This window comes from Croceitalea sp. W27, from assembly GCF_055693185.1.
Map to the genome: position 1 here is coordinate 532,062 of NZ_CM146327.1, position 25,430 is coordinate 557,491.

Annotated in this window: 28 protein-coding genes; 12 read left to right on the forward strand and 16 right to left on the reverse strand. The window is 37.0% G+C overall.

What is annotated here, in order from left to right:
* The first annotated feature begins 1 nt into the window (after nt 1).
* Nucleotides 2-463 carry an SsrA-binding protein SmpB gene (smpB, locus tag ACZ1GR_RS02445; protein WP_472610672.1) on the forward strand — a complete coding sequence of 154 codons (462 nt, stop codon included), beginning with the start codon at nt 2-4 and terminating at the stop codon, nt 461-463.
* Here smpB and ACZ1GR_RS02450 read toward each other — a convergent pair.
* Complete coding sequence (locus ACZ1GR_RS02450; RefSeq protein WP_377766372.1) at nt 460-1,101, reverse strand: protein-L-isoaspartate(D-aspartate) O-methyltransferase; 642 nt, start codon at nt 1,099-1,101, stop codon at nt 460-462. The two genes, smpB and ACZ1GR_RS02450, sit on opposite strands and share 4 nt — an antisense overlap.
* Nucleotides 1,102-1,202: 101 nt before the next feature.
* Between ACZ1GR_RS02450 and ACZ1GR_RS02455 the strand changes: the two genes are divergently transcribed.
* The 9 genes from ACZ1GR_RS02455 to ACZ1GR_RS02495 are packed head-to-tail and all read left to right on the forward strand — an operon-like array spanning nt 1,203 to nt 9,878.
* Nucleotides 1,203-2,168 carry a Gfo/Idh/MocA family protein gene (locus ACZ1GR_RS02455; RefSeq protein ID WP_472610673.1) on the forward strand — a complete coding sequence of 322 codons (966 nt, stop codon included), beginning with the start codon at nt 1,203-1,205 and terminating at the stop codon, nt 2,166-2,168.
* Between the two features lie 38 nt (nt 2,169-2,206).
* Entirely contained in the window at nt 2,207-3,094 is an 888-nt protein-coding gene (locus ACZ1GR_RS02460) for a 3-hydroxyacyl-CoA dehydrogenase family protein (protein ID WP_472610674.1), read from the forward strand.
* 5 nt (nt 3,095-3,099) lie between these two features.
* The gene (locus ACZ1GR_RS02465) at nt 3,100-4,335 is read left to right on the forward strand and encodes a DUF1015 domain-containing protein (protein ID WP_472610675.1); all 1,236 of its coding nucleotides are present in this window, start codon (nt 3,100-3,102) and stop codon (nt 4,333-4,335) included.
* An 8-nt stretch (nt 4,336-4,343) separates the two neighbouring features.
* Nucleotides 4,344-5,003 (forward strand): YggS family pyridoxal phosphate-dependent enzyme, encoded by a 660-nt coding sequence (locus tag ACZ1GR_RS02470; protein WP_472610676.1) that lies wholly within the window; start codon nt 4,344-4,346, stop codon nt 5,001-5,003.
* A 16-nt stretch (nt 5,004-5,019) separates the two neighbouring features.
* Complete coding sequence (locus ACZ1GR_RS02475; RefSeq protein WP_472610677.1) at nt 5,020-6,297, forward strand: exonuclease domain-containing protein; 1,278 nt, start codon at nt 5,020-5,022, stop codon at nt 6,295-6,297.
* Nucleotides 6,298-6,300: 3 nt separating this feature from the next.
* The gene (locus ACZ1GR_RS02480; RefSeq protein WP_377766377.1) at nt 6,301-7,143 is read left to right on the forward strand and encodes an ion transporter; all 843 of its coding nucleotides are present in this window, start codon (nt 6,301-6,303) and stop codon (nt 7,141-7,143) included.
* Complete coding sequence (gene miaA, locus ACZ1GR_RS02485; protein WP_472610678.1) at nt 7,140-8,063, forward strand: tRNA (adenosine(37)-N6)-dimethylallyltransferase MiaA; 924 nt, start codon at nt 7,140-7,142, stop codon at nt 8,061-8,063. Before ACZ1GR_RS02480 ends, miaA begins: the two co-directional genes overlap by 4 nt.
* A complete protein-coding gene (locus tag ACZ1GR_RS02490) occupies nt 8,056-8,544 on the forward strand; it encodes a gluconokinase (RefSeq protein WP_472610679.1) in 489 nt (162 codons plus the stop codon). Before miaA ends, ACZ1GR_RS02490 begins: the two co-directional genes overlap by 8 nt.
* Nucleotides 8,541-9,878 (forward strand): GntP family permease, encoded by a 1,338-nt coding sequence (locus ACZ1GR_RS02495; RefSeq protein WP_472610680.1) that lies wholly within the window; start codon nt 8,541-8,543, stop codon nt 9,876-9,878. The genes ACZ1GR_RS02490 and ACZ1GR_RS02495 overlap by 4 nt, the downstream gene beginning before the upstream one ends.
* 48 nt (nt 9,879-9,926) lie before the next feature.
* Here ACZ1GR_RS02495 and ACZ1GR_RS02500 read toward each other — a convergent pair whose 3' ends face one another.
* The 13 genes from ACZ1GR_RS02500 to ACZ1GR_RS02560 form a co-directional block, all read right to left on the reverse strand.
* Complete coding sequence (locus ACZ1GR_RS02500) at nt 9,927-10,640, reverse strand: response regulator transcription factor (RefSeq protein ID WP_339333927.1); 714 nt, start codon at nt 10,638-10,640, stop codon at nt 9,927-9,929.
* A gap of 6 nt (nt 10,641-10,646) precedes the next feature.
* Nucleotides 10,647-12,227, reverse strand: a complete 1,581-nt coding sequence (locus ACZ1GR_RS02505) for a sensor histidine kinase (protein WP_472610681.1) — start codon at nt 12,225-12,227, stop codon at nt 10,647-10,649.
* Nucleotides 12,228-12,305: 78 nt separating this feature from the next.
* Nucleotides 12,306-12,890, reverse strand: coding sequence for a dephospho-CoA kinase (coaE, locus tag ACZ1GR_RS02510; RefSeq protein WP_472610682.1), 585 nt, complete (start codon nt 12,888-12,890; stop codon nt 12,306-12,308).
* Nucleotides 12,887-13,843: a CdaR family protein gene (locus ACZ1GR_RS02515; protein ID WP_472610683.1), complete on the reverse strand. Its 957-nt coding sequence runs from the start codon at nt 13,841-13,843 to the stop codon at nt 12,887-12,889. Before ACZ1GR_RS02515 ends, coaE begins: the two co-directional genes overlap by 4 nt.
* A gap of 4 nt (nt 13,844-13,847) precedes the next feature.
* Nucleotides 13,848-14,858 carry a glycosyltransferase family 2 protein gene (locus ACZ1GR_RS02520; protein ID WP_472610684.1) on the reverse strand — a complete coding sequence of 337 codons (1,011 nt, stop codon included), beginning with the start codon at nt 14,856-14,858 and terminating at the stop codon, nt 13,848-13,850.
* Between the two features lie 59 nt (nt 14,859-14,917).
* A complete protein-coding gene (locus tag ACZ1GR_RS02525; protein ID WP_472610685.1) occupies nt 14,918-15,730 on the reverse strand; it encodes an enoyl-ACP reductase FabI in 813 nt (270 codons plus the stop codon).
* A gap of 83 nt (nt 15,731-15,813) precedes the next feature.
* Complete coding sequence (gene recN, locus ACZ1GR_RS02530) at nt 15,814-17,475, reverse strand: DNA repair protein RecN (RefSeq protein WP_472610686.1); 1,662 nt, start codon at nt 17,473-17,475, stop codon at nt 15,814-15,816.
* A 48-nt stretch (nt 17,476-17,523) separates the two neighbouring features.
* Nucleotides 17,524-18,417 (reverse strand): type IX secretion system protein PorD, encoded by an 894-nt coding sequence (porD, locus tag ACZ1GR_RS02535; protein ID WP_472610687.1) that lies wholly within the window; start codon nt 18,415-18,417, stop codon nt 17,524-17,526.
* Complete coding sequence (coaBC, locus tag ACZ1GR_RS02540; protein ID WP_472610688.1) at nt 18,410-19,615, reverse strand: bifunctional phosphopantothenoylcysteine decarboxylase/phosphopantothenate--cysteine ligase CoaBC; 1,206 nt, start codon at nt 19,613-19,615, stop codon at nt 18,410-18,412. The genes porD and coaBC overlap by 8 nt, the downstream gene beginning before the upstream one ends.
* 2 nt (nt 19,616-19,617) lie before the next feature.
* The gene (locus ACZ1GR_RS02545; protein WP_377766389.1) at nt 19,618-19,944 is read right to left on the reverse strand and encodes a DNA-directed RNA polymerase subunit omega; all 327 of its coding nucleotides are present in this window, start codon (nt 19,942-19,944) and stop codon (nt 19,618-19,620) included.
* Between the two features lie 20 nt (nt 19,945-19,964).
* Nucleotides 19,965-20,783 (reverse strand): outer membrane protein assembly factor BamD, encoded by an 819-nt coding sequence (locus ACZ1GR_RS02550; RefSeq protein ID WP_472610689.1) that lies wholly within the window; start codon nt 20,781-20,783, stop codon nt 19,965-19,967.
* 109 nt (nt 20,784-20,892) lie between these two features.
* Nucleotides 20,893-21,792, reverse strand: coding sequence for a 4-hydroxy-tetrahydrodipicolinate synthase (gene dapA / locus ACZ1GR_RS02555; protein WP_472610690.1), 900 nt, complete (start codon nt 21,790-21,792; stop codon nt 20,893-20,895).
* Between the two features lie 2 nt (nt 21,793-21,794).
* Complete coding sequence (locus tag ACZ1GR_RS02560; RefSeq protein ID WP_472610691.1) at nt 21,795-22,328, reverse strand: DUF6913 domain-containing protein; 534 nt, start codon at nt 22,326-22,328, stop codon at nt 21,795-21,797.
* 224 nt (nt 22,329-22,552) lie between these two features.
* On the opposite strand from ACZ1GR_RS02560, the gene ACZ1GR_RS02565 reads away from it, so the two are divergent.
* Nucleotides 22,553-23,434 carry a thermonuclease family protein gene (locus ACZ1GR_RS02565; protein WP_472610692.1) on the forward strand — a complete coding sequence of 294 codons (882 nt, stop codon included), beginning with the start codon at nt 22,553-22,555 and terminating at the stop codon, nt 23,432-23,434.
* Nucleotides 23,435-23,458: 24 nt separating this feature from the next.
* Here the strand turns inward: ACZ1GR_RS02565 and ACZ1GR_RS02570 are convergent, their stop codons facing one another.
* Complete coding sequence (locus ACZ1GR_RS02570; RefSeq protein ID WP_472610693.1) at nt 23,459-23,758, reverse strand: hypothetical protein; 300 nt, start codon at nt 23,756-23,758, stop codon at nt 23,459-23,461.
* Between the two features lie 9 nt (nt 23,759-23,767).
* Nucleotides 23,768-24,349 carry a M23 family metallopeptidase gene (locus ACZ1GR_RS02575; protein ID WP_472610694.1) on the reverse strand — a complete coding sequence of 194 codons (582 nt, stop codon included), beginning with the start codon at nt 24,347-24,349 and terminating at the stop codon, nt 23,768-23,770.
* 58 nt (nt 24,350-24,407) lie between these two features.
* Here ACZ1GR_RS02575 and ACZ1GR_RS02580 point away from each other — a divergent pair, with 58 nt between their 5' ends.
* Nucleotides 24,408-25,430: a DUF3089 domain-containing protein gene (locus tag ACZ1GR_RS02580; protein ID WP_472610695.1), complete on the forward strand. Its 1,023-nt coding sequence runs from the start codon at nt 24,408-24,410 to the stop codon at nt 25,428-25,430.

Sequence of the window (25,430 nt, forward strand, 5' to 3'; positions counted from 1 at the left end):
CATGCAAAAAAAAATAAATATTAAAAACAGGCGCGCCAAGTTCGATTATGAAATCTTGGATAAATATACGGCGGGAATTGTTTTGGGCGGTACCGAAATTAAATCGATACGACTGGGTAAAGCTTCATTATCACAAAGTTTTTGTGAGTTTAACGATGCGGGCGAGCTTTTTGTAGTAAACATGCAGATAGATGAGTACAGCTATGGTGGACACTATAATCATAAACCAAAAGCCACACGAAAACTTCTATTAAATAAAAAAGAACTTAAAAAACTACGGAGGGAGGTCACTACTTCTGGCAATACTATTGTACCTATCAATCTTTTTTTGAATGATAGAGGACTGGCAAAAATGAATATAGGTCTTGCTAAAGGAAAAAAAGAATATGATAAGCGTGAAACCATTAAAGACCGAGAGAGTAAGCGTAATCTATCCCGATTAAAAAAGAGCTTTAATACTTAATTTTTATTTTCCAAAAGAGGAACAAATCTAAAATTTCCAAATTCCTTTTTTTCAAATTCCTTTTCAGATTTACGAACAAACAAGGTCATTACTTGTTCATCTACTCCAACAGGAATGACCAATCTACCGCCTATTTTTAATTGAGATAACAAGGGTTTAGGCACCAAGGGCGCGCCAGCAGTAACGATAATACCATCAAAAGGTGCCTCTTCGGGCAGGCCTTTATAACCATCACCGAAAATAATTTTCTTCGGGCGATAGCCCATTTTATTAAAGAAGAGTTTTGTTTTTTTGAAGAGCTCTTGTTGGCGTTCAATAGTATAGACTTTTGCTTTTAAATTTAATAAGATCGCGGTTTGATAGCCACTACCTGTTCCTATTTCTAATACTTTATGGTTTGGTCTTAATTTTAAAAGTTCCGTCTGAAAGGCCACGGTATAAGGTTGAGAAATAGTCTGCTCCGCACCAATAGGAAAAGCCTTATCTTGATAGGCATGTGCTTCAAAACTACTGTCTAAGAATAAATGTCTTGGTATTTGTTTAATGGCCTCCAAAACCTTTATATCGGTAACACCTTGGGATGCAACAATTTCGGCAAGCTTATTGCGCATCCCCCTATGTTTAAAAGTATCTTGCATGATTTAGTTTGGTTCACGAATTTAAAAAGTTCTGGGCTAACTTCCGCAAAACGCTATCGCAAATTGATGCTATATCCGTATTTTTGAAGAAACTCGATTGTATGTTGAAAGTTGGTGTTCTTGGTGCCGGCCATTTAGGGAAAATCCATTTGAGATTACTCCATCAATCTCAAAAATATGAACTAATTGGTTTTTATGATGCAGATGAAATTAACGGGAAAAAAGTTAGTGATGAATTCGGATATTCTTATTTCGATAATATCAATAAATTAATAGATAACGTCGATGTTGTAGATATTGTAACGCCCACCCTATCGCACTATGAATGTGCTAAGAAAGCCGTTGAAAAAGGAAAACATATCTTTATAGAAAAACCCATCACAAATACTTTGGAAGAGGCTGAATCTTTGGTGGATTTGGCTAAAAAACATAACATAAAAGGCCAGGTTGGGCATGTTGAACGTTTTAATCCCGCATTTATAGCAGTAAAAGACAAGATTCAGAATCCAATGTTTATTGAAACACACAGGCTTGCCGAATTTAATCCTAGGGGTACTGATGTTCCCGTAGTATTAGATTTAATGATTCATGATATCGATGCTATTTTAAGTGTTGTTGGCTCAAATGTAAAGCGCGTAAACGCAAGTGGAGTTTCCGTTATTAGCAACTCACCAGACATTGCCAATGCACGTATCGAATTTGAAAACGGTTGTGTGGCTAACCTAACTGCGAGTAGAATTTCACTCAAAAACATGAGAAAATCACGTTTCTTTCAAAAAGATGCCTATATCTCAGTAGATTTTTTGGAGAAAAAAGTTGAAGTAGTTAAAATGAAAGATGCACCAGAAAGTCCCGGTGACTTTGATATGATATTACAGAATGCCGAAGGCGTAAAAAAACAGATCTATTTTGAAAATCCTGAAATAGATACCAACAATGCTATTCTAGATGAGTTGGAGACTTTTGCTGACGCCATAAATACCAATACAGAGCCTATAGTTTCCCTTACCCAAGGCACAAATGCCCTGCGGGTTGCTTTACAGGTGATAGAGGCTTTTAAAAATTAAAACTCCCGCACTAGCGGAAATAAATACAAACTATTTTTATGAATACAATAGCTGTTATAGGTGCTGGAACAATGGGAAACGGAATCGCCCATGTTTTTGCCCAAAATGGACTACAAGTACATCTAGTAGATATCTCTCAAGATTCGTTGGACAAAGGGATTGCGACTATCACCAAAAATTTGGATAGAATGGTGGCAAAAGAACGGATATCAAACGATGACAAGAAAAATACACTTTCAAACATTACCACTTTTACCGATTTGAGAAGTGGAGTCGACGAAACTGACCTAGTTGTTGAAGCAGCCACTGAAAACCTGAATATCAAGCTTGATATTTTTAAACAACTCGATACAATATGTGACCCTAAAACAATTTTAGCGACCAATACCTCTTCGATTTCTATTACACAAATAGGAGCGGCTACCGAACGCCCCGATAAAGTAATCGGAATGCATTTCATGAATCCCGTGCCTATCATGAAACTGGTGGAAATCATAAGAGGCTATAGTACTTCCGATGAAGTCACAAATACCATTATGGAACTTTCTAAACAACTGGGCAAGACACCTACAGAAGTAAACGATTATCCAGGGTTCGTGGCCAATAGAATTTTAATGCCCATGCTCAACGAAGCTATTGAAACCTTATACAATGGCGTAGCAGGTGTTAATGAAATTGATACCGTAATGAAATTGGGTATGGCCCACCCTATGGGGCCCTTGCAATTAGCAGATTTTATAGGTTTAGATGTTTGCCTATCAATATTGAATGTAATGTATGAAGGATTTAAAAACCCAAAATATGCGCCTTGTCCCCTTCTTGTAAATATGGTCATGGCTGGTAAATTGGGCGTAAAGTCAGGGGAAGGTTTTTATGATTATGCGGAATCAAGGAAAGCAGAAAAAGTATCATCTCAATTTAGCTAGTGTAAATGGCTACGATAAAACCATTTAAAGCTATACGGCCAGCTAGGGATAAAGTGGCATTTGTAGCTTCTTGTTCGTATGAAGAATATCAAGAAGAAGAACTTCAGTCTATCTTAAAGTTCAATCCCTTCTCCTTTTTACACATTATTAATCCAGGATTTAAATTCGATAAATCCATTTCGGGTAAAGAGCGTTTCAAACTTGTGCATAATAGATATTTGGAGTTTCTTGAGGATGCCATTTTTGAAAAAGACGAAGCCCCGAGTCTTTACCTCTATAAAATAACCAACGAAAATTTTAGTAGTCTAGGGCTGTTTTGTGCAACCAGTGTTCAAGATTATAAGGATAACATTATCAAAAAACACGAAGATACCATTGAAAAAAGGGAAATCCTTTTTGCAGACTATCTTAAAACGGTTGGTTTCAATGCCGAACCTGTTTTAATGACCTATAAAGACGATAAAGTTATCGCCAGTATTTTAGAAAGAGAAGTGCAAAAGGTTCCGATTTATAATTTTACCACAACGGATAAAGTTCAGCATCAACTCTGGAAAATCTCTAAAAAAGAGACTATTTCGGCCATAGAAGATGCGTTTTATAAAATGGATGCGCTTTATATTGCTGACGGGCATCATCGAAGTGCTTCTTCATGTCTTTTGGCACAGGCTTCTAGCAAAGCAAATAAAGATCATTCGGGTAAGGAATCCTATAATTTTTTTATGAGCTATTTGATTCCGGAGTCAGAAGTTAAAATCTATGAGTTCAACCGTATGGTCAAAGATTTAAATGGACTTTCAAAGGAAGAATTTCTAATTCAATTAGATACTTATTATCGCATTGAAAAAAGAGATGACGGTATATACAAACCAAGCAAAAAACACCACTTTAGCATGTATTTAGACGGTGAGTTTTATTCGCTTTACCTGCGCAAAAAAGTATATCAATTTTCCGATGCTTTAAGTGAATTGGATACCCAAATTCTTTATAAAACTATCTTAGAGCCTGTTTTGGGAATTTCGGACTTAAGAAATGACAAACGAATCGCCTATGGTTATGGAAAATATAACCTCATTAAAATGAAAAATAATATTGACAATGGTGATTTTGCAGTTGGGTTCGGTTTGGTGCCCATTACGGTAAATGAAATAAAAGCTATTGCTGATGCTGGTTTGGTTATGCCTCCCAAAAGCACCTATATAGAGCCCAAATTAAGAAGTGGTTTAGCAATTTACGAAATATAAAATCTTACATGTCAATTACAAAAAACTTAAATGAAATAAGAACCTCTATTCCAGACAAGGTGACCCTTATTGCTGTCTCGAAAACAAAGCCTAATGAAGACTTGTTAGAAGCATATAATGCAGGCCAACGTGTTTTTGGCGAAAACAAAGTGCAAGAGATGACTCAAAAATGGGAAACACTACCAAAAGATATAGCTTGGCATATGATTGGCCATCTTCAACGCAATAAAGTCAAGTATATGGCAGAATTTGTTTCCTTGGTGCATGGGGTAGATAGTTTTAGACTACTTAAAGAGATTAACAAACAAGGTGCTAAATGCAATCGTACCATTGATTGTCTTCTACAGATGCATATAGCGGAAGAGGATACCAAATTTGGCTTAGACGAAAAGGAGCTTTATGAAATAGTTGATTCCGAGGAATTTAAATCCATGGAAAATATTAAGATTAAAGGCTTAATGGGAATGGCGACTTTTACGGATGATACTGGTCAAATCAGAAAAGAGTTCAAGTCTTTAAAAAAGACATTTGATAACTTAAAACAGCAACTTACCCATATAGATACCTTATCAATGGGCATGAGCGGCGACTATAAAATTGCCATTGAAGAAGGAAGCACTATGGTGCGTGTAGGAAGTAGTATCTTTGGAGCCAGAAATTATTCTTAACACAATTGCAAAGTTCATGTATGCCATTCTGGATATAGAAAGCACTGGCGGAAAATATAATGAGGAAGGCATAATGGAAATTGCAATCCATCGTTTTGACGGTCATAAGGTTGTCGATAAATTTATTAGCCTTATTAATCCCGAGCGAGACATTCAACCCTTTGTGGTTAATCTTACCGGAATAAACAATAAAATGTTGATTACGGCCCCAAAATTTCACGAGGTTGCCAAACGTATTGTTGAGATAACCGAAGATGCCGTTCTTGTAGCCCATAACGCGCAATTTGACTACCGCATCTTGCGCACTGAATTCCGTAGGCTAGGCTATGATTTTCAGCGAAAAACATTGTGTACGGTAGATTTATCAAAAAAATTGATTCCTGAAGCGGAATCACATAGTCTTGGAAAACTAGTACGTTCTTTAGGGATCGCAGTTAGTGATAGACATAGGGCAAACGGCGATGCTTTGGCAACGCTTAAGCTTTTTAAATTACTCCTGAACAAAGATTCGAATAAAACCATTATCACAGAGGTAATACGAGAAGAGACTTTAGGAGAACTTTCTGCCAAACAGTTAGACATTGTAGATGTGCTTCCTTCAGAAACGGGGGTGTACTATATGCACGACAAGAATGGAGAAATACTTTTTATTGGGAAGTCAAAAAATATAAAAAAGAGAGTAAATCAACATTTCACCAATGTTGGTTCACTTGCCAGAAAACTTCAAAAAGAAACCAAGAAAGTCACCTTTGAAAAGACTGGCAGTGAACTTATTGCCCTGCTCAAAGAGCATCATGAGATAAAAAAAAATAGTCCGACCTATAACGACAAAAGAAGACGTAAGGGGTTCTCACACGGCATTTATGCATTCGAGAGTGCCTCTGGCCTTCTATCATTAAAGCCTGAAAGGGCCTATGGCCAGGCCAAGCGTTTAGGGAGTTTCAATAGCATGCGGGCTACACAAAATTTTTTGGTTAAAGTCATTGATGAATTCGAGCTGACCGAAATACGAGATAATAATAAAGTCTTAGAGGCCTTTGAAAAATACAGTATCGACAATAGAGATGTTATCGTTTTAGACAGAGGGCGAGAACTTGGCGAACAAAGTGCAATCTTAATTAAGAACGGTTGTTTGAGCGGTATTGCATTTGTAGATTTAAATCATCAACTAAATAATATTCATATCTTAGAATCCATAATTACTCCAATGCAAGGTGATGAATATTCAACTTTCATCATAGAGTCTTATTTGCGCAAGCGGAACCGAATAAAAATTATAGAACTAAACCAATAATCGTTGAAAGAACACAAGGTACAATCTGGATGGCGACATAGGCTTCATGAGGTGATTTATGAAGCTGATACACCTGCCGGCAAATACTTTGATATTGTATTGTTCTTTTTAATTATTGTCAGCGTTTTACTGGTAATGCTTGAGAGTGTTGACGAGATTGATGCAAAATACCATAGTCTATTAGCGACTTTTGAATGGATAATTACCATCTTCTTTTCTTTTGAATATATCGCAAGAATTATAAGTATTAAAAAGCCCTTTAAGTACATCTTTAGTTTTTATGGTATAATAGATTTTATATCGACCATACCGCTATATCTTTCTTATATTTTCGCCGGTTCGCAAGTTTTATTGGCCGTCAGGGCTTTTAGACTATTACGTATATTTCGTATTCTAAAATTAGTTAAGTTTTTAGGGGAGGCTTCACAACTTAATGCTGCCTTAAAGGCCAGTAGAGCCAAAATTGCTGTTTTTATCTATGTTGTTTTGATTCTTTCTGTAATTATGGGTACGGTCATGTATCTTATTGAGAGCGACGAAGCAGGATTTACTAGCATTCCAAGAAGTATTTATTGGACCATTGTTACTCTGACCACCGTTGGCTATGGTGATATTGCACCGCAAACCAATTTGGGTCAGTTCATTGCCACTATTATTATGATTTTAGGTTATGGCATTATAGCAGTACCCACTGGTATTGTCACTGTTGAGTTTTCAAAACATGGCAAAAAGAACAAAAATAATATGAGTGTCGTGCATACAAATACGCAAGCATGCCCAACGTGCACCGCTGAAGGTCACAGAGATAATGCCAAGCATTGCTATAATTGCGGAGATGAATTATGAGTGCCAAACTATTGATAGCTGTTGTTGGACCAACAGCAATAGGAAAAACAAAACTAGCTATTGCCCTAGCACAGCATTATAATACAGAGATTTTATCGGCAGATTCCCGACAGTTTTTTAAAGAAATGCAAATCGGAACTGCGGTTCCGTCCTTCGAAGAACTAGAAAGTGTCAAACATCATTTCATTCAGCATAAAAGAATTTTCGAACCATATTCCGTCGGGGATTTTGAGCGGGATGCGCTGAAATGTATAAATCAGCTGTTCCTTACCAAAGACGTAGTTGTCCTTGTTGGGGGCAGCGGACTTTATGTTGATGCCGTAGTCAACGGACTTGATGATTTTCCGCAAGTGCATCATGACATACGTAAAGTACTTAAAACCGACCTTGAGAACAAAGGAATAAAGTATTTACAGAATAAATTGAAGGAATTGGACCCTGATTACTATCAAAAAGTAGATTTAGAAAATTCTCATCGATTAATTCGTAGTCTTGAAATATGTATCGGTACAGGAAAACCATACTCCTCATTTTTAAAACAAAAGAAGAATGAACGCCATTTCAAAACGGCTTATATCGGTATTCTTGCTGAACGAGAGGTAATCTATGATAGAATAAATAGAAGGGTAGATTCAATGATACAAGAAGGATTGCTAAAGGAAGCCGAATCGTTGCATGTGCACAAAAACCTTAACGCCTTACAAACTGTTGGTTATAAAGAACTTTTCGATTTTATGGATGGTAAATATTCTTTGAATAAAGCTGTTGAAGAAATCAAAAAAAACACGAGAAGATTTGCCAAGCGCCAGCTTACATGGTATCGTAAAAATACAAGTATATTTTGGGTAGCTTTTGATGCTGAACAAAATGCTATTTTAGATAGTTTTAAAAAACATTTAAAAGCAGTCTTTCATGCGTAAAACCATATTTTTTGTGATGGGTGTCTCGGGAACAGGAAAGACAACAATCGGAAAACTCTTGGCAAAAGAAATCCATATGCCTTTTTTTGATGGAGACGACTACCATCCAGAAGAAAATATAAAAAAAATGGCCTCTGGCAATGCACTAAATGATGATGATAGATTCAATTGGTTGGCCGAACTTAATAAACTCGCCATAGAGAATAAAACACGAGGGGCAGTAATAGCCTGTTCCGCCTTAAGGGAAAAATATAGAAAGCAATTACGCAATGGTATTGAGTCGGAAACGGTCTTTGTATACTTAAACGGAACGTATTCAGAGGTGAAATCGAGACTTGAAAATCGAAAAGGGCACTTTATGCCGCTTGAACTTCTAAAATCTCAATTTGCGACCTTAGAACCTCCAACAAATCAAATTGTTGTAGCAATAAGCAAACGACCAGACGAAATTATAAACGATATTTTAAATCAACTACAATGATAGAAACCAACTTGATTTTAGCTGTGCTGACAGGTATTGCCATTCTTTTGTTTTTAATTCTAAGGTTAAAAATCAATGCATTTATAGCTTTGTTGGTGGGTAGTATAGTTGTTGGTCTAATAGCTGGCCTAGATGCTTCTCAGATTATAAAGACGATACAAGAAGGAATGGGGAACACACTTGGTTTTGTTGCGACCGTTGTTGGTTTAGGCGCAATGTTCGGAGCCATTCTAGAAGCTTCTGGTGGTGCAAAAGCTATTGCAAATTTTATGATTTCGAAATTCGGAATTAAAAACGCCCCTGCCGCAATGGTAGTTTCTGGATTTTTAATTGCCATTCCGGTATTTTTTGATGTCGCATTTATCATTTTAGTTCCGATGATTTATGCCTTACAGCGCAAAACAGGAAAGTCTTTATTGCTTTACGCTATTCCGCTTTTAGCAGGTTTGGCAATTACACATGCATTTATACCCCCTACTCCCGGTCCAATAGCGGTAGCTGACATTATAGGCGCTGAACTCGGTTGGGTTATCTTGGTAGGTTTTATAGTAGGCATACCCACGGCCTTGGTTAGTGGTTTAATTTTCGGAAAACGCATTTCAAAAAAAATACATGTTGAAGCTCCAAAAGAAGTTGTTAAAGATGAAAATGTGGCATTACCGAATATTGGATTAACACTGCTCATTATAGCCATACCTATTCTTTTAATTCTTCTTAATACGGTATCTACCAGTGGTATTCTCGGTACAGCACATAAAAGTGTTTTAAATTTTATAGCACTTGTTGGGCATCCTTTTTCTGCACTTATCATTGCAAATTTTTTGGCTTGGTATTTTTTTGGTATTAGAAGAGGATACACGAAGGAGCAATTATTTAAAATTACGGGAAAGTCTTTAGCACCGGCAGGCACCATTATTCTCTTAACGGGTGCAGGGGGTGTTTTTAAACAAGTATTGACCAATACTGGGGCCGGAGAACTCTTAGCTACTTCATTGAGCAATGTAGGTTTTCCGATTCTGGCATTTGCCTTCGTTAGTGCGGCAATTGTTAGAATAATTCAGGGGTCTTCTACGGTAGCAATGATAACTGCTGCTGGATTGGTGTCCCCTTTATTGATAAATGCAGATTTAAGCTCTATTCAATCAGCATGTATGGTAATTGCCATTGCTTCTGGGGCAAGTATATTCTCTCATGTAAACGATAGTGGTTTTTGGCTTGTTGGCCAATACCTTGGAATCTCTGAAAAACAAACCTTTAAGTCTTGGACGATGATGACCACAATTTTAGCTATGACGGGAATGGTGGCCGTTTCACTTCTTTATATGATAGTATAAAAAAAACCGCCTTTTGGCGGTTTCTGTATTTCAAATTAAAATCCTGTTTTATTCGCCTTCTACCTTTACCACTAAACGGAATCCTTCACCGTGAATATTCAAAATTTCAACAACATCGTCACGTTTTAGGTATTTACGAAGCTTGGCGATATAAACATCCATACTCCTAGAAGTAAAGTAGTTATCGTCTCTCCATATTTTTGTCAAGGCCAATTCCCTAGGCATCAAATCGTTTTCATGTAAGGCCAAAAGTCGTAATAACTCATTCTCTTTAGGTGAGAGCTTAATAGGCTCTTCTTCTTTGTATTTTAGAAAACGAAGTTTAGAATTCAAATGAAAGTTTCCGATTTTAAATTCGAACTGCTTGCTATCTGCTAGGGTATTAGAGGCTTTTCTCTGAAGTATTGCTTTAAGTTTCATCAATAATACCTCAGAGTCAAATGGTTTATTTAAATAATCATCCGCGCCCGCCTTATATCCTTTAAGAACATCTTCTTTCATTGTTTTGGCGGTCAGAAATACTATAGGCACATTTTCATTCTTTTCTCGAATTTCCTTAGCTAGTGTAAAACCATCTTTATAAGGCATCATAACATCTAAAATACAGACATCATAATTATCTTTCTTGAATTTTTCAAAACCCTCCATTCCGTTTTTTGCAAGAACAACATCAAAATCATTCATCTGCAAATAATCTTTCAAAACGATTCCAAAGTTTGGATCGTCTTCCACCAAAAGTATTTTCTTGTTTTCCGTTTCCATATTTTTTTAAATTAAAGGTAGTTTAATATAAAAAGTGCTTCCTTTTCCTTTTTCACTCTCAACATAAACCTCACCTTGGTGATCATCAATTATTTTCTTCACATATGCCAAGCCTAAACCATGACCCTTTACATTGTGTATATTACCTGTGTGTTCTCTATAGAACTTTTCAAAAACTTTTTTTAACACGACCTTACTCATACCTGAGCCTTGGTCTTGTACTTTTATTATAATGCTATTTTTCGCCTTTTCTGTAAAGACATCTATTTTTGGTGCCTCTGGAGAATATTTAACCGCATTGTCCAATACATTGACAATTACATTGGTAAAATGCATTTCATTTGCCAAAACATCAGACCTTTCTGCCTTTAAATGCGTTTTCACATAACCACCCCTATCTTCAACAATCAATTCTACATGGGCTATGGCATCATTTATTATGTCGTGGGCATCTACCCTATCTTTACTAATGTCCAATTGATTTTTTTCAAGCTTGGATATTCGTAATACATTTTCCACCTGGGCATGCATTCTTTTATTCTCATCTCTAATCATCCCAAGATACCTCAGTACTTTATCTTTGTCATCAATCGACTTCGGGTTTCTTATTGCCTCAACAGCCAAGTTAATCGTAGCAATAGGCGTTTTAAACTCATGTGTCATATTATTGATGAAATCAGATTTTATTTCAGATATCTGCTTTTGCTGTATCAATTGATAAATGGCACTTGAATAGGCAATTATGATTACCAAAACAAAAATCAATGACAACACGGCCATGGTCATAATGCTACCCATTAGGAATTTCTTTTTATTAGGAAAAGAAATCAATAAAGCAAAATCTGTAACGCCTTCACTATCCCTAAAAATGGGCGTGTCATAAATTGAGGTGTTTTTAAACTTGAATTTCTTAGACTTTATTTTAGTAGGAAAACCACTGCTGTAAACTCCATATTCAAAATCAATATCGATACCTCTATTTTCAAGCTCTCTGTTCAATAAAAGTTCAATTTCTTGCTTAGAGACCCTATCATGTATTGGTACTTTTTTAGCCCTCTCCCTAAAAACATCATCAAAGGCAGCTTTCTCCATTTGGGTAAGCCCCCCTATTCTTTCCATTTTTTGGATTGGTGTCAAGGCATATCTTTTGCCGTCCAAACCAAATTCTTCTTTAAGGACCGTTGTTGTTCTTTTACTCGATAAATTTATTATCGAGGTAGAGTCACTATCTCCAGAATTGTCAAAGAACATTGAAGAGGTTCCATAATCCTCTTCTAAAATTCCATGAGAATAAAATCTAAGCTCATCAGAATTTAAATCTCGGTCAACAAAAAAAATGCTTTTATACTGCGACGACCGAGGCACCTTGGCGCTATCAACGTAGGTTGCTACTCTATCATTATAATCTCTTCTCTCCCTGCTTTCTACCCTATCCGCAACCTTATCTAAAACATCTTCAACCGCATTCGAAAATTGCTCTTCCTTATCTTCAACAGACTGCTTGATCCAATAGACCTGAACAGAGATGATTCCAATAAGCGAGAGGCTCATTAAGATGACGAGAAGAACAAAACGCTTCTTGTTCATTATGGTAAAATTAGAAATTTAACATTTAGACCATTTCCCGTTTAACCTAACCTTAACAAAAATGTTAAAATTCTGCGGTTAATTGGCTTCCGCCAGTAGTTGGTCGTGAATTTGTTTTATACTTTCAGAAGTCTTTTTTAAATCAATATTTTCAACAAGATAATCGGCCATTCCGCTTTTTTCTTCATCGGTCAATTGATTGTGTATTCTATCTAAAACGGCACTTTCATCTACTTCATCCCTATCCATGACCCTTGCTATTCGAACAGACACAGGGGCGGTAACCAATATTATTTTATCATAATTACCTTGGGCCTTATTCTCAAAAATGAGCGCCGTTTCTTGTATTACGTAAGGGGCGTCTTGTTCTGCACACCAATCTTTAAAATGCTTTTTTACCTTAGGATGAACAATTGCATTAAGTTGAGATAGCAGATCGTCATCTTTGAAAACCTTACTTGAAATATAATCGCGATTCAATACTTTTCCCTTATAAGCTTTTTTCCCTAATAGCTTTATTAAGGAATCCCTGATGGGTTTCGAAGTATTCATGAGGTTTTTAGCCTCTTTATCAGAATCATATACCGGAACTCCCAATTCCTTAAAAAGTTTAGCTATTGTACTTTTTCCACTTCCAATACCTCCTGTCAAACCTACAATCATAGTTTTTCTAAAACAAATTCAACTTTGCCGGTCAATAATTGTACCGAATAGATGTTCGCAGGTGTTCGCTTAAGCTGAACGTTTAGGTATTTTGATTCTTTATTTAATAAAGAATTGTAATCGACGACTACCTCAAAGTCAGAAAGTTTCATAGTTTTTAAACTTTCTAAACTTGCCTTGCATACCAGTTCTATTTTATTTGGAAAGGTTTTAATTCGATAGCCCTCTGGGATATTAACCGAACTTAAAGGAATCTCGAAGGCTCTTTCTGAAAATTCTACAATCTTACCTGAAACCTCAACAACTTCTTGAAGCAATATGGTATTATCGGTAGTCTCAGGCTTTATCAACAGCAGTTTCTCCGAAAAATCATTTGACAATCCTGTTAAAACCAATGGCGCTGTATAAACCTCGTTTATTTTAGCAATTTCTTTGGCAGGGCCTTTAATGGAAACCGTTTTAGGCTCTAAAATTAATCCTCCATCTAAAATATGGTTTGAAGCTACATCAATAGTGATGTTCGGGTTAATGGCCACTTCTTTTGTCGCTACCTTATACAGATCAATGAAAAAAGTATCTTTTTCAAGTTCTAGTAAAGATACGGTGTTCGAAAGCTGGCGTTCAAACTGCACTTTTAATTCCGTGTCCGTTAAAAAGTAATCATTGTCTTCATTGTTCACTTCTTGCAGGTTAACTCTAATTTTTCCCTTGGTAATGCCATATCCCAAAAACTGAAATCCGCTCGCCCTAATTTTAGCAACTACATAATCAGTTTCCTTTGTATTTAATAAAAGAGAATCTGGAAATTTTGTATACACCAATTCGAAATTTGCACGGGACTCATACGACTCGGATAACTTGCTAATACTCCAAGCTAAAGTAGAACATGCCAAAAACAAAAGGAATATTTTTACCTTTCTCTGATTAAGACCACCTAGGATTTTTTTTAGCACAACTCTATTGTTTCTTAAAGAATAGCTTTGGAAATAATTCCTCGGCCGGTTTAGTGTTAAAGTTAAGCAAGAAGGTCGACTTTAAAAAACCCCAACCATAACCAAAAAACTGGATTAGAGTTGCAAAAATTGAAAGTAATGCAATTGCTAAATTGCGATTCTTTAAAAGAGAATCTATAAAAATTAAAGCGAAATAGATACTATAACACCATAAAGGCCATGAAAACGCCATGGCATAAAGTATAATCGAAAACAACAATCCTAGAATAAAAAAAGTTGGAAACCAATAGGTCAACTTAGCAGTGCCTGGATGCCATTTATTTAGAATCGGTCGAACCATTCCGAACTTATGAACTTGTTTATAAAACTTGCTCCAATCTATTCTGCGCTTATGATACACGAATGCCTCAGGAAACAAACGTGATGTATAGCCCGCTTTCCAAATTCTAAATGTTAAGTCTGGGTCTTCACCTGGATGAATATTACCGAAACCTTGTGTCGCCTCAAAAGCTTCTTTAGAAATACCCATATTAAAACTACGCGGTTGAAACTTATCCAGAGCTTTTTTGTTACCGCGAATACCACCAGTAGTAAACAATGAGGTCATTACGTAATTTATTGCCTTCTGAACTAATGAAAATGACTCATGCGCAGCATCAGGCCCACCGTAACAATGCACAAATTCATCTTCGAGCTCTCTCGTTGCTTCTTTTAAATACTGTGGAGGAATAATACAATCTGAATCTAAAACAATAAAATAATTGCCTTTTGCATGTCGCATACCATAGTTTCTAGAATCTCCAGGACCGGTATTATCCTTTTCATAATATGAAATCTGAAGCTGCTCTTTAAAGGACTCTATAACACTGGCAGAACTTAATGTAGAACCATCTTCAATTATGACAACTTCAAAAGAGCGGTCAAAATCTTGCTTTGAAAGGCTCTCCAGTAATTCTTGAACCTCATCAGGTCTATTGTAAACAGGAATGATGAATGAAAAACTTAAATCAAGCATACGTATATAAATACGAAAGCCATCCTATTCTGGATGGCTTTCAAAAAAATTAAATCGTATTATTCAGTGAACTCGTCAATAACCTCTTGACTAACGCCGGTGTTAGAGAAACCACCATCATGAAACAAGTTCTGCATGGTCACCTTCTTGGTTAAATCAGAGAACAAGGAAATGGTATAATCTGCACAATCGCCTGCAGTGGCATTACCTAGAGGAGACATTTTTTCGGCATAACTGATAAAGCCATCAAAGCCTTTAACACCTTGCCCAGCAGTTGTTGGTGTTGGCGATTGAGAAATTGTATTTACGCGCACCTTTTTCTCTTTACCAAAAAAGTATCCAAAGCTACGTGCCACAGACTCTAAATAAGCCTTGTTGTCAGCCATATCGTTATAGTCAGGAAAAGTGCGTTGCGCCGCCATATAGGTCAAGGCCACTATGCTACCCCATTCATTCATAGCATTTGCTTTGTAGAGTGATTGCATCACTTTATGAAAGGAAAGTGCAGAAACATCCCAACCCTTGGTTGTAAAATCATATTTTTCATCTGTATATGCACGTCCTTTTCTAACGTTGACAGACATACCAATAGAATGTAAAACGAAATCCAGCTTACCTCCTAAAATTTCCACCGATTTAGAAACCAAATTTTCTAAATCTTCTTCATTGGTAGCATCAGCCGGAATAATTTCTGAGCCCGTTTTTTCCGCTAAAGTCTTTATTTGGCCCATTCGCATAGCGATTGGCGCATTGGTCAAAACAAAAGTACCACCTTCTTCATGAACTCGTTCAGCGGTTTTCCATGCAATAGAATTTTCATCTAATGCTCCAAAAATGATTCCTCTTTTTCCTTTTAACAAATTATACCCCATGTATTTTTATTGTTGGTTTAGGCGGCAAAGATAACAATTTGGGTATTGATTTAGTAGCTGTGCGAAACCAAATAATGGTTAGACTAACTATTAGACTCCAACAACTCCCTTGCATGGGCTATAGCAGAACTAGAAAGAGATTTTCCTCCCAGCATTTCTGCCAGCTCACTTACCCGCTCTTCTTGGCTTAACCGTTTCATATGCGTTGTTGTGCTAGCGTCACCTTCTTCTTTAAAAACCTTAAATTGATACACTCCTTTAGACGCCACTTGAGGAAGATGAGTAATAGAGAATACCTGCATGTTTGAACTCATTTCTTGCATGATTTCGCCCATTTTATTAGAAATTTCTCCAGAAACCCCAGTATCAATTTCATCGAACATCAAAGTGGGTAAATGTTCATATTCTGCCAAAATTGATTTTATGGTCAACATTATTCGAGAAAGCTCACCTCCGGAAGCTACCTTCTTTAATTCACCATAGGTACTGCCCTTATTTGCGGAAAAAAGAAAGGTAAGCTCATCTTTACCGTTTGATTTGAAATTTTCAGCTGGTGTAATAGCAATTTTAAAGGTTGCCGAGGCCATACCCAAAGCCGCAAGCTTTTCTTGAAGCAATGATTTCAACTTCGGAATAATAGCATTACGCCTTTCACCAATTTCTTTGGCAATTGCATTTAAAGCGTCTTCACTTTCTGAAACGGCATTTTGCTTTTCTCTAATTCTAGACTCGATATTAACAGATGCATCAACTTTAACTTCTAAATCTTCCCTTATTATCAGTAACTCTTCGACAGATGCAACTTGATGTTTTTTAAACAAGTTATGTAATAACTGTAACTGGTTATTCACTTCTTCTAAGCGCATTGGGTTAGCTTCTACCGTCTCTTGCTGCACTTCTAACTCACTGGCAATATCTGCAACTTCAATGGCAATTGATTGCACCCTTTCGTTTATCTGCTCGAACTGTTTTCCAAAACCCGTTAATTTTTGTGTTGCTTGTTGCAATTGGGCAACACTGTTTAGTATACCTACCTGTTCTGAATTAAAAAGTTGATACGCGCTGGATAATTGCTCGAGTATCGTTTCGACATTATTGAGCTGTTCATACTCCGTTTCCAAGGTCTCTTGTATTCCGGGTTGCAAAGGAGCACTTTCCAATTCTTTAAATAAGAAACTGTTGTAATCTAGGTCTTTGTCCGCATTGGTTTGAAAATCAAGCAATTCATGCAATTCCCTTAAGATGCTTTGATGGACTTTTAGTTTTGAAGAATAGTTTTCTAAGTCTTGGGCATTCTCCGCTAGGGCATCGATAACTTTCATCTGAAAGTCATTTTCAGTCAAGCGCAAGGTTTGATGCTGAGAATGAACATCTACCAGGCGTTCTCCTAAACCAGAAAGAATATCTAAGGTAACGGGAGTATCGTTAATAAAAGCACGAGACTTGCCACTGGGCAATATCTCACGTCTTAAAATTGACTGATTTTCATAATCTAAATCATGAGTCTCAAAAAATGAACCCAGATTATAGCGCGCGATTTCAAAAGAAGCCTCGATAATACATTTTTCTTCTTTCTTTTTTAAAGAAGATAAGTCCGCCCTTTTTCCTAAAACCAATGAAAGTCCTCCTAAAAGGATAGATTTTCCAGCCCCTGTTTCACCGGTAATGGTAGTAAACCCTTTAGTAAACGAAACGTTTAAATCGTCTATTAAAGCGTAGTTTTTGATAGAAAGGTGCGTAAGCAATGTGTGTTAATTTAGAACGCAAAGATATATGTTCTAAGCAAAAAAATACTAGTAGCTTATCTGACTCCAAGTATTGGAATAAAATGGCGCTACATTATTCAGGGTTTCTTTAAGTTTCACAATATCGACCTTAGGACCATCAGAGAAAATATTTTGAATTTCTTCAGATTTAGCGTCAAAAAAGGTTTGAATCAAGAATGCATTAGGTCTTCTTTTGATAAGCGTTTCAAATAAACGCAAACTACCTGAAATCACCTGCTTACCGGTACTATTATTGTCTCCTAAAATATCCATACCCTTTCGATGGTAGTTGTACATGGCAATGCGATATTCCCTAAAGGTATTAGAAAGTAAATTATCCACTAAATCAAAGCGGGTTCTATTATCTTGTGCGGATTGCGACCAACCTGCAAAATTACTGCCTTGAGCTTGGGTCACAATATTCTGTGCTTGTCTATAATAATCGTCGCCACCTTGTAAAGAAAATGTATCAGCGTCTAAACCTAACATAATATAGACATAATACGAAATCACCCCCACCAAATTAGAATCAAAGCTATTGGTGTTAAATATTAGGGGTTGAAATTCTTGATACCTAAAGTTGAATGAATTGTCTTTATAATTGAAAATGGGCGTCTCATATGAAGTATTATAGACCGGTCTAGAGGATTGTAATTGTATCGTAGCATCAAAACGGTCACCTTCTCCTTTAGTAATGGTAATGAACATTCTGGAGTTCAACTTTTCGTTTTCTTTAAAAGTACGATTGGTCCATTTTGTTTTGTTTACAAAATCGTTCAAAGAACGTTCGAGGGTTTTAAACACTTCAGGGCGTGTTTGTAAGACTTGGTCACCGTTTACGGTAATTTCACAGTTCAACTCTTGACCAATGACTATGGACGAAAAAAGCAAACAGTTCAAAAAGAAAAAATACCTACCCATGAATTCTTATAATGATTTCTGACCAGATGTCTGTGGCAACTTCAGACTTTGTCTTTAATTCAAACGCTTTTACCTTAGAATTCTTATCAATGAAGGTTATTTTATTCGTGGTTCCGCCAAAACCTGCTCCTTTGTCTTGTAAAGAATTCAAAACAATGGCATCTAAATTTTTACGTTGTAACTTATTTTTCGCGTTTGCCTCTTCATTTTCGGTCTCCAAGGCAAAACCGACCAAGTATTGATTTTTCTTTTGCTCGCCCATTGATAACAAAATGTCTTTTGTTCGCACTAAGTCAATCTGCAATCCTTCTCCTTGTTTCTTAATTTTTTGTTCTGAGATTGATTTAGGGCGATAATCGGCAACGGCAGCTGCACTTATCGCAACTTCTACTTCTGAATAATATTTATGAACTGCAGTATACATTTCTTCAGCAGTTGTAACCCTAATCAATTCAATTCCATCGTGCGCTACTGATAAACTTGTTGGACCGGAAATCAAAAAGACCTGAGCACCCAAATCAGCTGCTCTTTTAGCCAATTCGAAGCCCATAGTACCAGAAGAACGATTTCCTAAAAAACGAACAGGGTCGATGGCCTCATGTGTAGGCCCAGCGGTAATCAAAACTTTCTTGTTATATAGCGGTAATCCTTCAGCTAGATGCTTTTGCAAAAAAGAAATAATATTTTCCGGTTCGGCCATACGGCCTTCGCCTACCAGTCCACTTGCCAATTCTCCAGATTCAGCCGGAATCATCACATTTTCAAAGCTTTGCAGCTTGTCTAAAGAAGTTTTGGTCGAAGGATGCTTGTACATGTCCAAATCCATCGCCGGAGCATAATAAACAGGACATTTGGCAGAAAGGTAGGTAGCAAGCAATAGATTATCACAGGTACCATTTGCCATTTTAGAAAGGGTGTTCGCAGTTGCCGGGGCAATTAAAAAAACATCTGCCCAGAGACCTAAGTCTACATGATTGTTCCATGATAGACTTCCGTCGGTTTCGTTTACAAAATCGGATAAAACCGGATTCTTAGAGAGGGTAGAAAGTGTTAGCGGAGAAACAAAAGAGCTGGCGCTTTGGGTCATTACAATTTTGACCGTAGCGCCAGCTTTTATAAGTAATCTAACAAGAAAGGTTGTTTTATAAGCAGCAATCCCTCCGGTAATACCTAAAAGGACATTTTTACCACTTAACATAACTAAGCGTCTTTCTCAGTGTTTCTATAATAAATTTTGTCTTCTAACCATTCGTGAACGGCAAGTGCATGTGGTTTAGGAAGTTTCTCATAGAACTTAGAGACTTCAATCTGCTCTTTGTTTTCAAAAACTTCTTCTAAACTGTCACTGTAAGTAGCAAACTCCTCTAATTTTTCTAAGAGTTCTTTCTTGATTTCAGAGTTGATTTGAATCGCTCTTTTAGAAGCTATAGAAATAGCTTCATATATGTTGTCGGTTTTCTCGTCGAACTCGTTTTTATTATGAGTTACAGTAGTAACCGGAGCTTTGGTGTTTTTTAAATCGTTCATTTTATTTTCTATTATAAATCTTATTTGGCGTTCTCTTGAAAGCCTTCTAATTCTTTTGTTATTTTTTCGTAGAGATTTGTAGCCTCTTTGTCATACTTTGTTTCAGGATAGGATTTCTTTAAGGCATTGTAGGCTTCCATTGCTTCTTTCAAACGTTCTTGCATACGCTGCGGTGTACTATTGAATGCCAAGTTAGCTGAGGCCTTTACCCTATAGTAAAAAGCATCTTCACGATACTCAGAACCTGGGTTGTCAGCAATAAAATTATCCAAGGCAGCGATTGCCGAAACCAAGATGGGGTAATTAAATTCCCCCAACTTATCAAACTGTTTTGCAATCTCTATCTCCTTCTTTTCTTTTTTCGTGGTCAATTCCTGCGCCATGGTGTTAGCATCTGCAAAAAACTCAGATTCAGGATAGGTGTTTATAAACGTTTGCAGTTTACTAAGGGCTTTATCAGTGTCCGTTTGATCCAAACTATACTTAGGTGACAACTCATAATAACTTTTAGCTCCTAAATAAGACGCTTCTTGAATTTTATCGCTCTTTGGATAGGATTTGATGAACCTCTCAAATTGGTAACCGGACAAGTAGTAATCACCTGTTTTGAAATACGTGTTGGCAAAGAAGAACATTACACGTTCCCCTTGGGGTTTACCTACGTATTTAGGTGCAATTTGTTCAAACAGTCTTTTAGCGCGTTTGTAATCCCCTTCATTATAGAACTTTTCGGCCATATCATACTTAGCCTTAATATCCGTGTTTTTGAGTACCTTTTGGTACTCATTACATGAAACTAAAAAGATAACAGAAAAAAGTAAAGGTAAAATAGACCTCATTGTCAAAAATATTTGGCAAAATTAGTGATTATCAATGGATATAAAAAAAATAGTTGCACGCACAAACATATGCCCTCAGAAAGGCAATACCAATAGTTTTAGCGAAGATTTAACTATGCGAAACCTCAGCGGTTTCCAAAGTATTTAAAAAGTGCTTGATTTTTACCTTTAATTCTGGGCTTGCATCCATCAATGGTAATCTCACATGAGCATCGCATATCCCCAAATGTTCAAATATGGTTTTAATTCCAGCAGGATTACCTTCTTCAAAAATTAGATGCATCCCATTGAGAAGGGCATGATGGATTTCATAAGCTGCATCCGAATTGCCTTGCAAACCATACCGAATCAATCTTGAAAAAGAATTGGGAAGTCCTTGTCCCAAAACTGATATCACCCCTGCCCCACCTGCCAAAACAGTTGGCAAAGCGGTAAAATCATCGCCGGAAATCACCATGAAATCAGTTGGTTTTTGCTCTAAAATGGCATCTATTTGTACCATATCACCACAAGCCTCTTTTATGGCTATGACATTATTACAGTCCCGAGCTATTCTTAGGGTCGTTTCGGGCAACATATTACTGCCGGTTCTAGAAGGTACATTATAAAGAATTATAGGGATGGGAGATGTCTTGGAAATTGCCTTAAAATGTTGATATATACCTTCTTGGGTAGGTTTATTGTAGTAGGGTGAAACAGAAAGTATCGCCGTGAATTCTTCCAAATCGGATTCGGCCAATTCTTCAATAATTGCCCCAGTATTATTTCCACCTATACCAACAACCAAGGGCAACCTACCTGCATTAGCGTTTATTACAGTCTTCTTAACGAGTTCTTTTTCGGTTTTAGACAAGGTCGCAGATTCTGCCGTGGTTCCTAAAACCACCAAATAATCTATACCTCCAGCGATGCAATGCTCAACAATACGTTCTAGAGCCCTAGTGTCTATTGAAAAATCTTTTTTAAAAGGAGTAACCAATGCCACACCTGTACCCATCAATGCTTCCATTACTATAATTCGTTAAGAACCTTTAAATATTTTTTCAACTCTGCCCTAAACACATCAAAGTTGCTTACAGCGGTATCAAAAATTAAATCATTCAATTTCGTATCCACCGAAGGAAAACCAACTTTTATTCTAGCGTTTGTACGCGCCGTCAATAAGTTTAGTACAAGCTTATCATCTGTATAATAGTTAATAAGCACATCATACTCCCTATCAACAAACTCTGAAACAAACCCGTTTTCAATTGTACCGTTCCATCCTAAATCTTTATCAGTGCAAAACTGAATTCCGAATGGCGAATGCGCGGCTTCATCTTTTTTATAGCCAATAATTTTCACCCCATTTGGCTGTAATGAAAAATCACTTATCAACTTGTTGAATGCCTCAGGGTCAGGAAATTTATCCATATCAACGATGCATCCTATTGAGGTAACACCAGCTTTTCGACTACTAAACGGTTTAGGTTTTTTTAATTCGTCTTCTAAATATTTAAGTCCGGATTTGACTTTAAATTTATCTTGAATTGCCCTGAATATCATTTGAACTTGCGCATTTACACAAAGGTAATTAATATCCTAGCAATCTTTCAGCAAAGATAATTAACATTAATTGTTTAAAAATAAACAATATGTTATATTTGCAACATTTATTCATTCATCACTTACTCCCTTTCATACAAGTTTAGTTTACAACTACACATTTTTGATATGATTCTGTAGGATTATCATTAACTTAAAATTCTTAATTAAAAAAGCATCTGAATATGGCAGAAGTACCTATTTTTTGGGATCCCAAAGGCATTGAACTCAACCAACTGGGCAAGAAGAGTAAATCTGGGGATCCTGCGGACGGAGATACCCCTTATGTTAGAATGCCCATTCGCATGTTAGGCATAGACACCCCAGAAACAAGTTATTTAGGGGGTGAGTCTACCGCAAATGCAAAATTGGGTGAGCTAAAAACCTTTTTGGAAAGCGGCAATTTTGATTCTTGGATAGATTCTGGGTTGAAGGCCCTATTGCTGCCAAAACTTAATAATGCCGGTACTTTACAGATTACACAAGGTCTTGCGGCCAAAGAGTTTTTTAGACAGCTCATGAACCAAAGATTACAAAAACCAAACGGAACCAACCGTAGTCTTTTTGTACGATCCGCAGATGAGCATTTTGATCGTTATGGCAGGCTTCTAGCTTACGTTGCCCCCAGTTATACCAAAACTGAGCTTTCATCGGTTACCGCGGATGAACGAAAAACATTCAATCTGTTATTGTTAGAGTCTGGCTGGGCCTCTTCCATACTAATTTACCCGAATCTACCAAAGAATTCAGATCTACTTCTGGCGAGGTTAGGAACAAAAAATGCCCTTGAAAATAACCTTGGGGCTTGGGCCGATTCTAAAATGCTTACCGCATATGAATACAGAATGTGCATGAAACTGCATCAACAGTGTAAAAAGGCTAAAGCATCAGAAGGCTTTTTTATTAATGAAAGTAGCTGGGTGCAACGTTATTGTGTTGACATGACCAGCCTAAAAATCTATAATCCGCAACGCTACTATAAAGTAAAACCTTATAATCGTTTGTTTATCTGGGGAGATGATGTTAGAAAAGCTGTTGGAGAATTAAATCTGCAGGCCGGAGAGTAAATTTTAGCTACCGAGAACATTAAATCATTTCGATAAAAGTGATTCTATAATTTCCTTAATCTCATCTTGAATAGATAGCTTAGGAAATGGTTTGCCAGCCCGCCCATACCAGTAATCGGCATTAAACTTGTCCCCTTCTGCGCGGTGTAGATAAGCATGAATCCAACTACCTATCGGAGTATGAAGGTCTTGGGCAATATCATGAGATGCTTCCCAATCATTATTTGAGGCATACCAAAGAGCTTGTAGTGCCCAAGACCATTCTGTATCCGGCATTTCTTCGGTCAATGTTCTTGTAAAATCATCGTAATTCTGAGGTGTCATTTTATAAAGTTAAGGCCGCAACCAAATATCAGGATTCAAATAAAATATTTTTTTCCAGCCTTGCACGGCATTATCGTCCCATAAGGCAAAATATGGAAAGGGGGTCGTAATGGCGTAATGTAGATGTGGTGGCTTGCCCTTCGCGTTTCCGGTATCGCCAACGGCACCAATAACCGAACCCCTTTTCAAAGGTTTCAGAGGAAAAGTTTCAATTCTATCTAAATGTGCATAGTAATGAAATCGCCACTTGGGGCCTAGAACCATAACGGACTTCCCTCCTTTTCCACCGTCAAAGGTATACACTACAATTCCGTTAGTAGATGCCACAACTGGTGTTCCTTTTTCCGCAAAAATGTCAATCCCCTTATGCGTAATAGAACTCCCCCACGGGTAGGCCCAAAAAGATTTTTCATCCCAACTTTTTAAATCCGCGTTCTCTACGGGAATTATCATTTTCTGAGGCACCACAAAACCCAAAAGTAAAATGAGCATCGGCGCCCAAAACCATTTTTTAAAATAACGATAGCGTACTAAAAAGGCAAAGCTTGATAGTAGTACATACCAAAATCTTCTTGTCGTGTTTGTAATCATTTACGGTTGAAGGCTATTTTCATTTCAACTTCAAAAATCTTTCTCTAAATTAGGCGATATGATTCGATATTCGCTACTCCTTATTCTATTTGTTCTATTTCAATTCACCTCTTGTAAGACTTATGGTCCTTCTGCAACTTATAGCAGCCCTGAGGTTTTAGAAATTGACTACTCAAACCTGAATCACTGGGCCGCCCATCCAGATAAAAGGGATAACGCAGATAAAATTCCAGGGTCTGACAGAACTGCATCATCAAATTTGAAAGCAGATGTTTTTTTTATCCATCCAACAATATATAGAAGTAAAGGGAAAAATCTTCCTTGGAACCCAAGTATATCAAATAAAGAATTAAATAACCAGGTCGATGCGTCTACCATTCTATTTCAAGCCAGCGCATTCAATGCTGCCGGACGTGTTTTTGCGCCGCGCTATCGGCAAGCACATCTGGTTAGCTATAGCACATCTGATAAAGAATCAGCAAAAAAAGCATTTGCATTGGCCTACAACGATGTAAAAAATGCCTTTGAACACTACCTTAAATACTATAATAATGGTAGGCCCGTAATCATTGCAGGACATAGTCAAGGAACAACCCATGCAGGACCGCTAATCAAAGAATTTTTTGATAACACATCGTTACAGCAGCAATTAGTAGCTGCATACCTCATTGGCATGCCAGTGACCAAGGACTATTTCAAAACTATTTTTCCTTGTGAAAGCGCAACCGAACTGGGCTGCTTTATTTCGTGGAGAACCTTCAAAAGAAACTACATTCCAGATGACAGACCTGTCGACGATTCTATTCTGGTCACCAATCCTTTAAACTGGACAACGGATACTACCTATGTTTCAAAAAACCAAAACTTGGGGGCTGTACTCAGAGATTTTAATCGAATACTTCCAAGACGTGTAGACGCTCAAGTTCGCGAGGGTATTCTATGGGCAACAAAACCAAAGTTTCCTTGGAGCTTTTTATATCGAAGTAAAAATTACCATATCGCAGATATCAATTTCTACTACATGAATATTAAGGAGAATGCCGAAAGAAGAGTAAAAGTTTATCTAGACGCCAAAAACTAA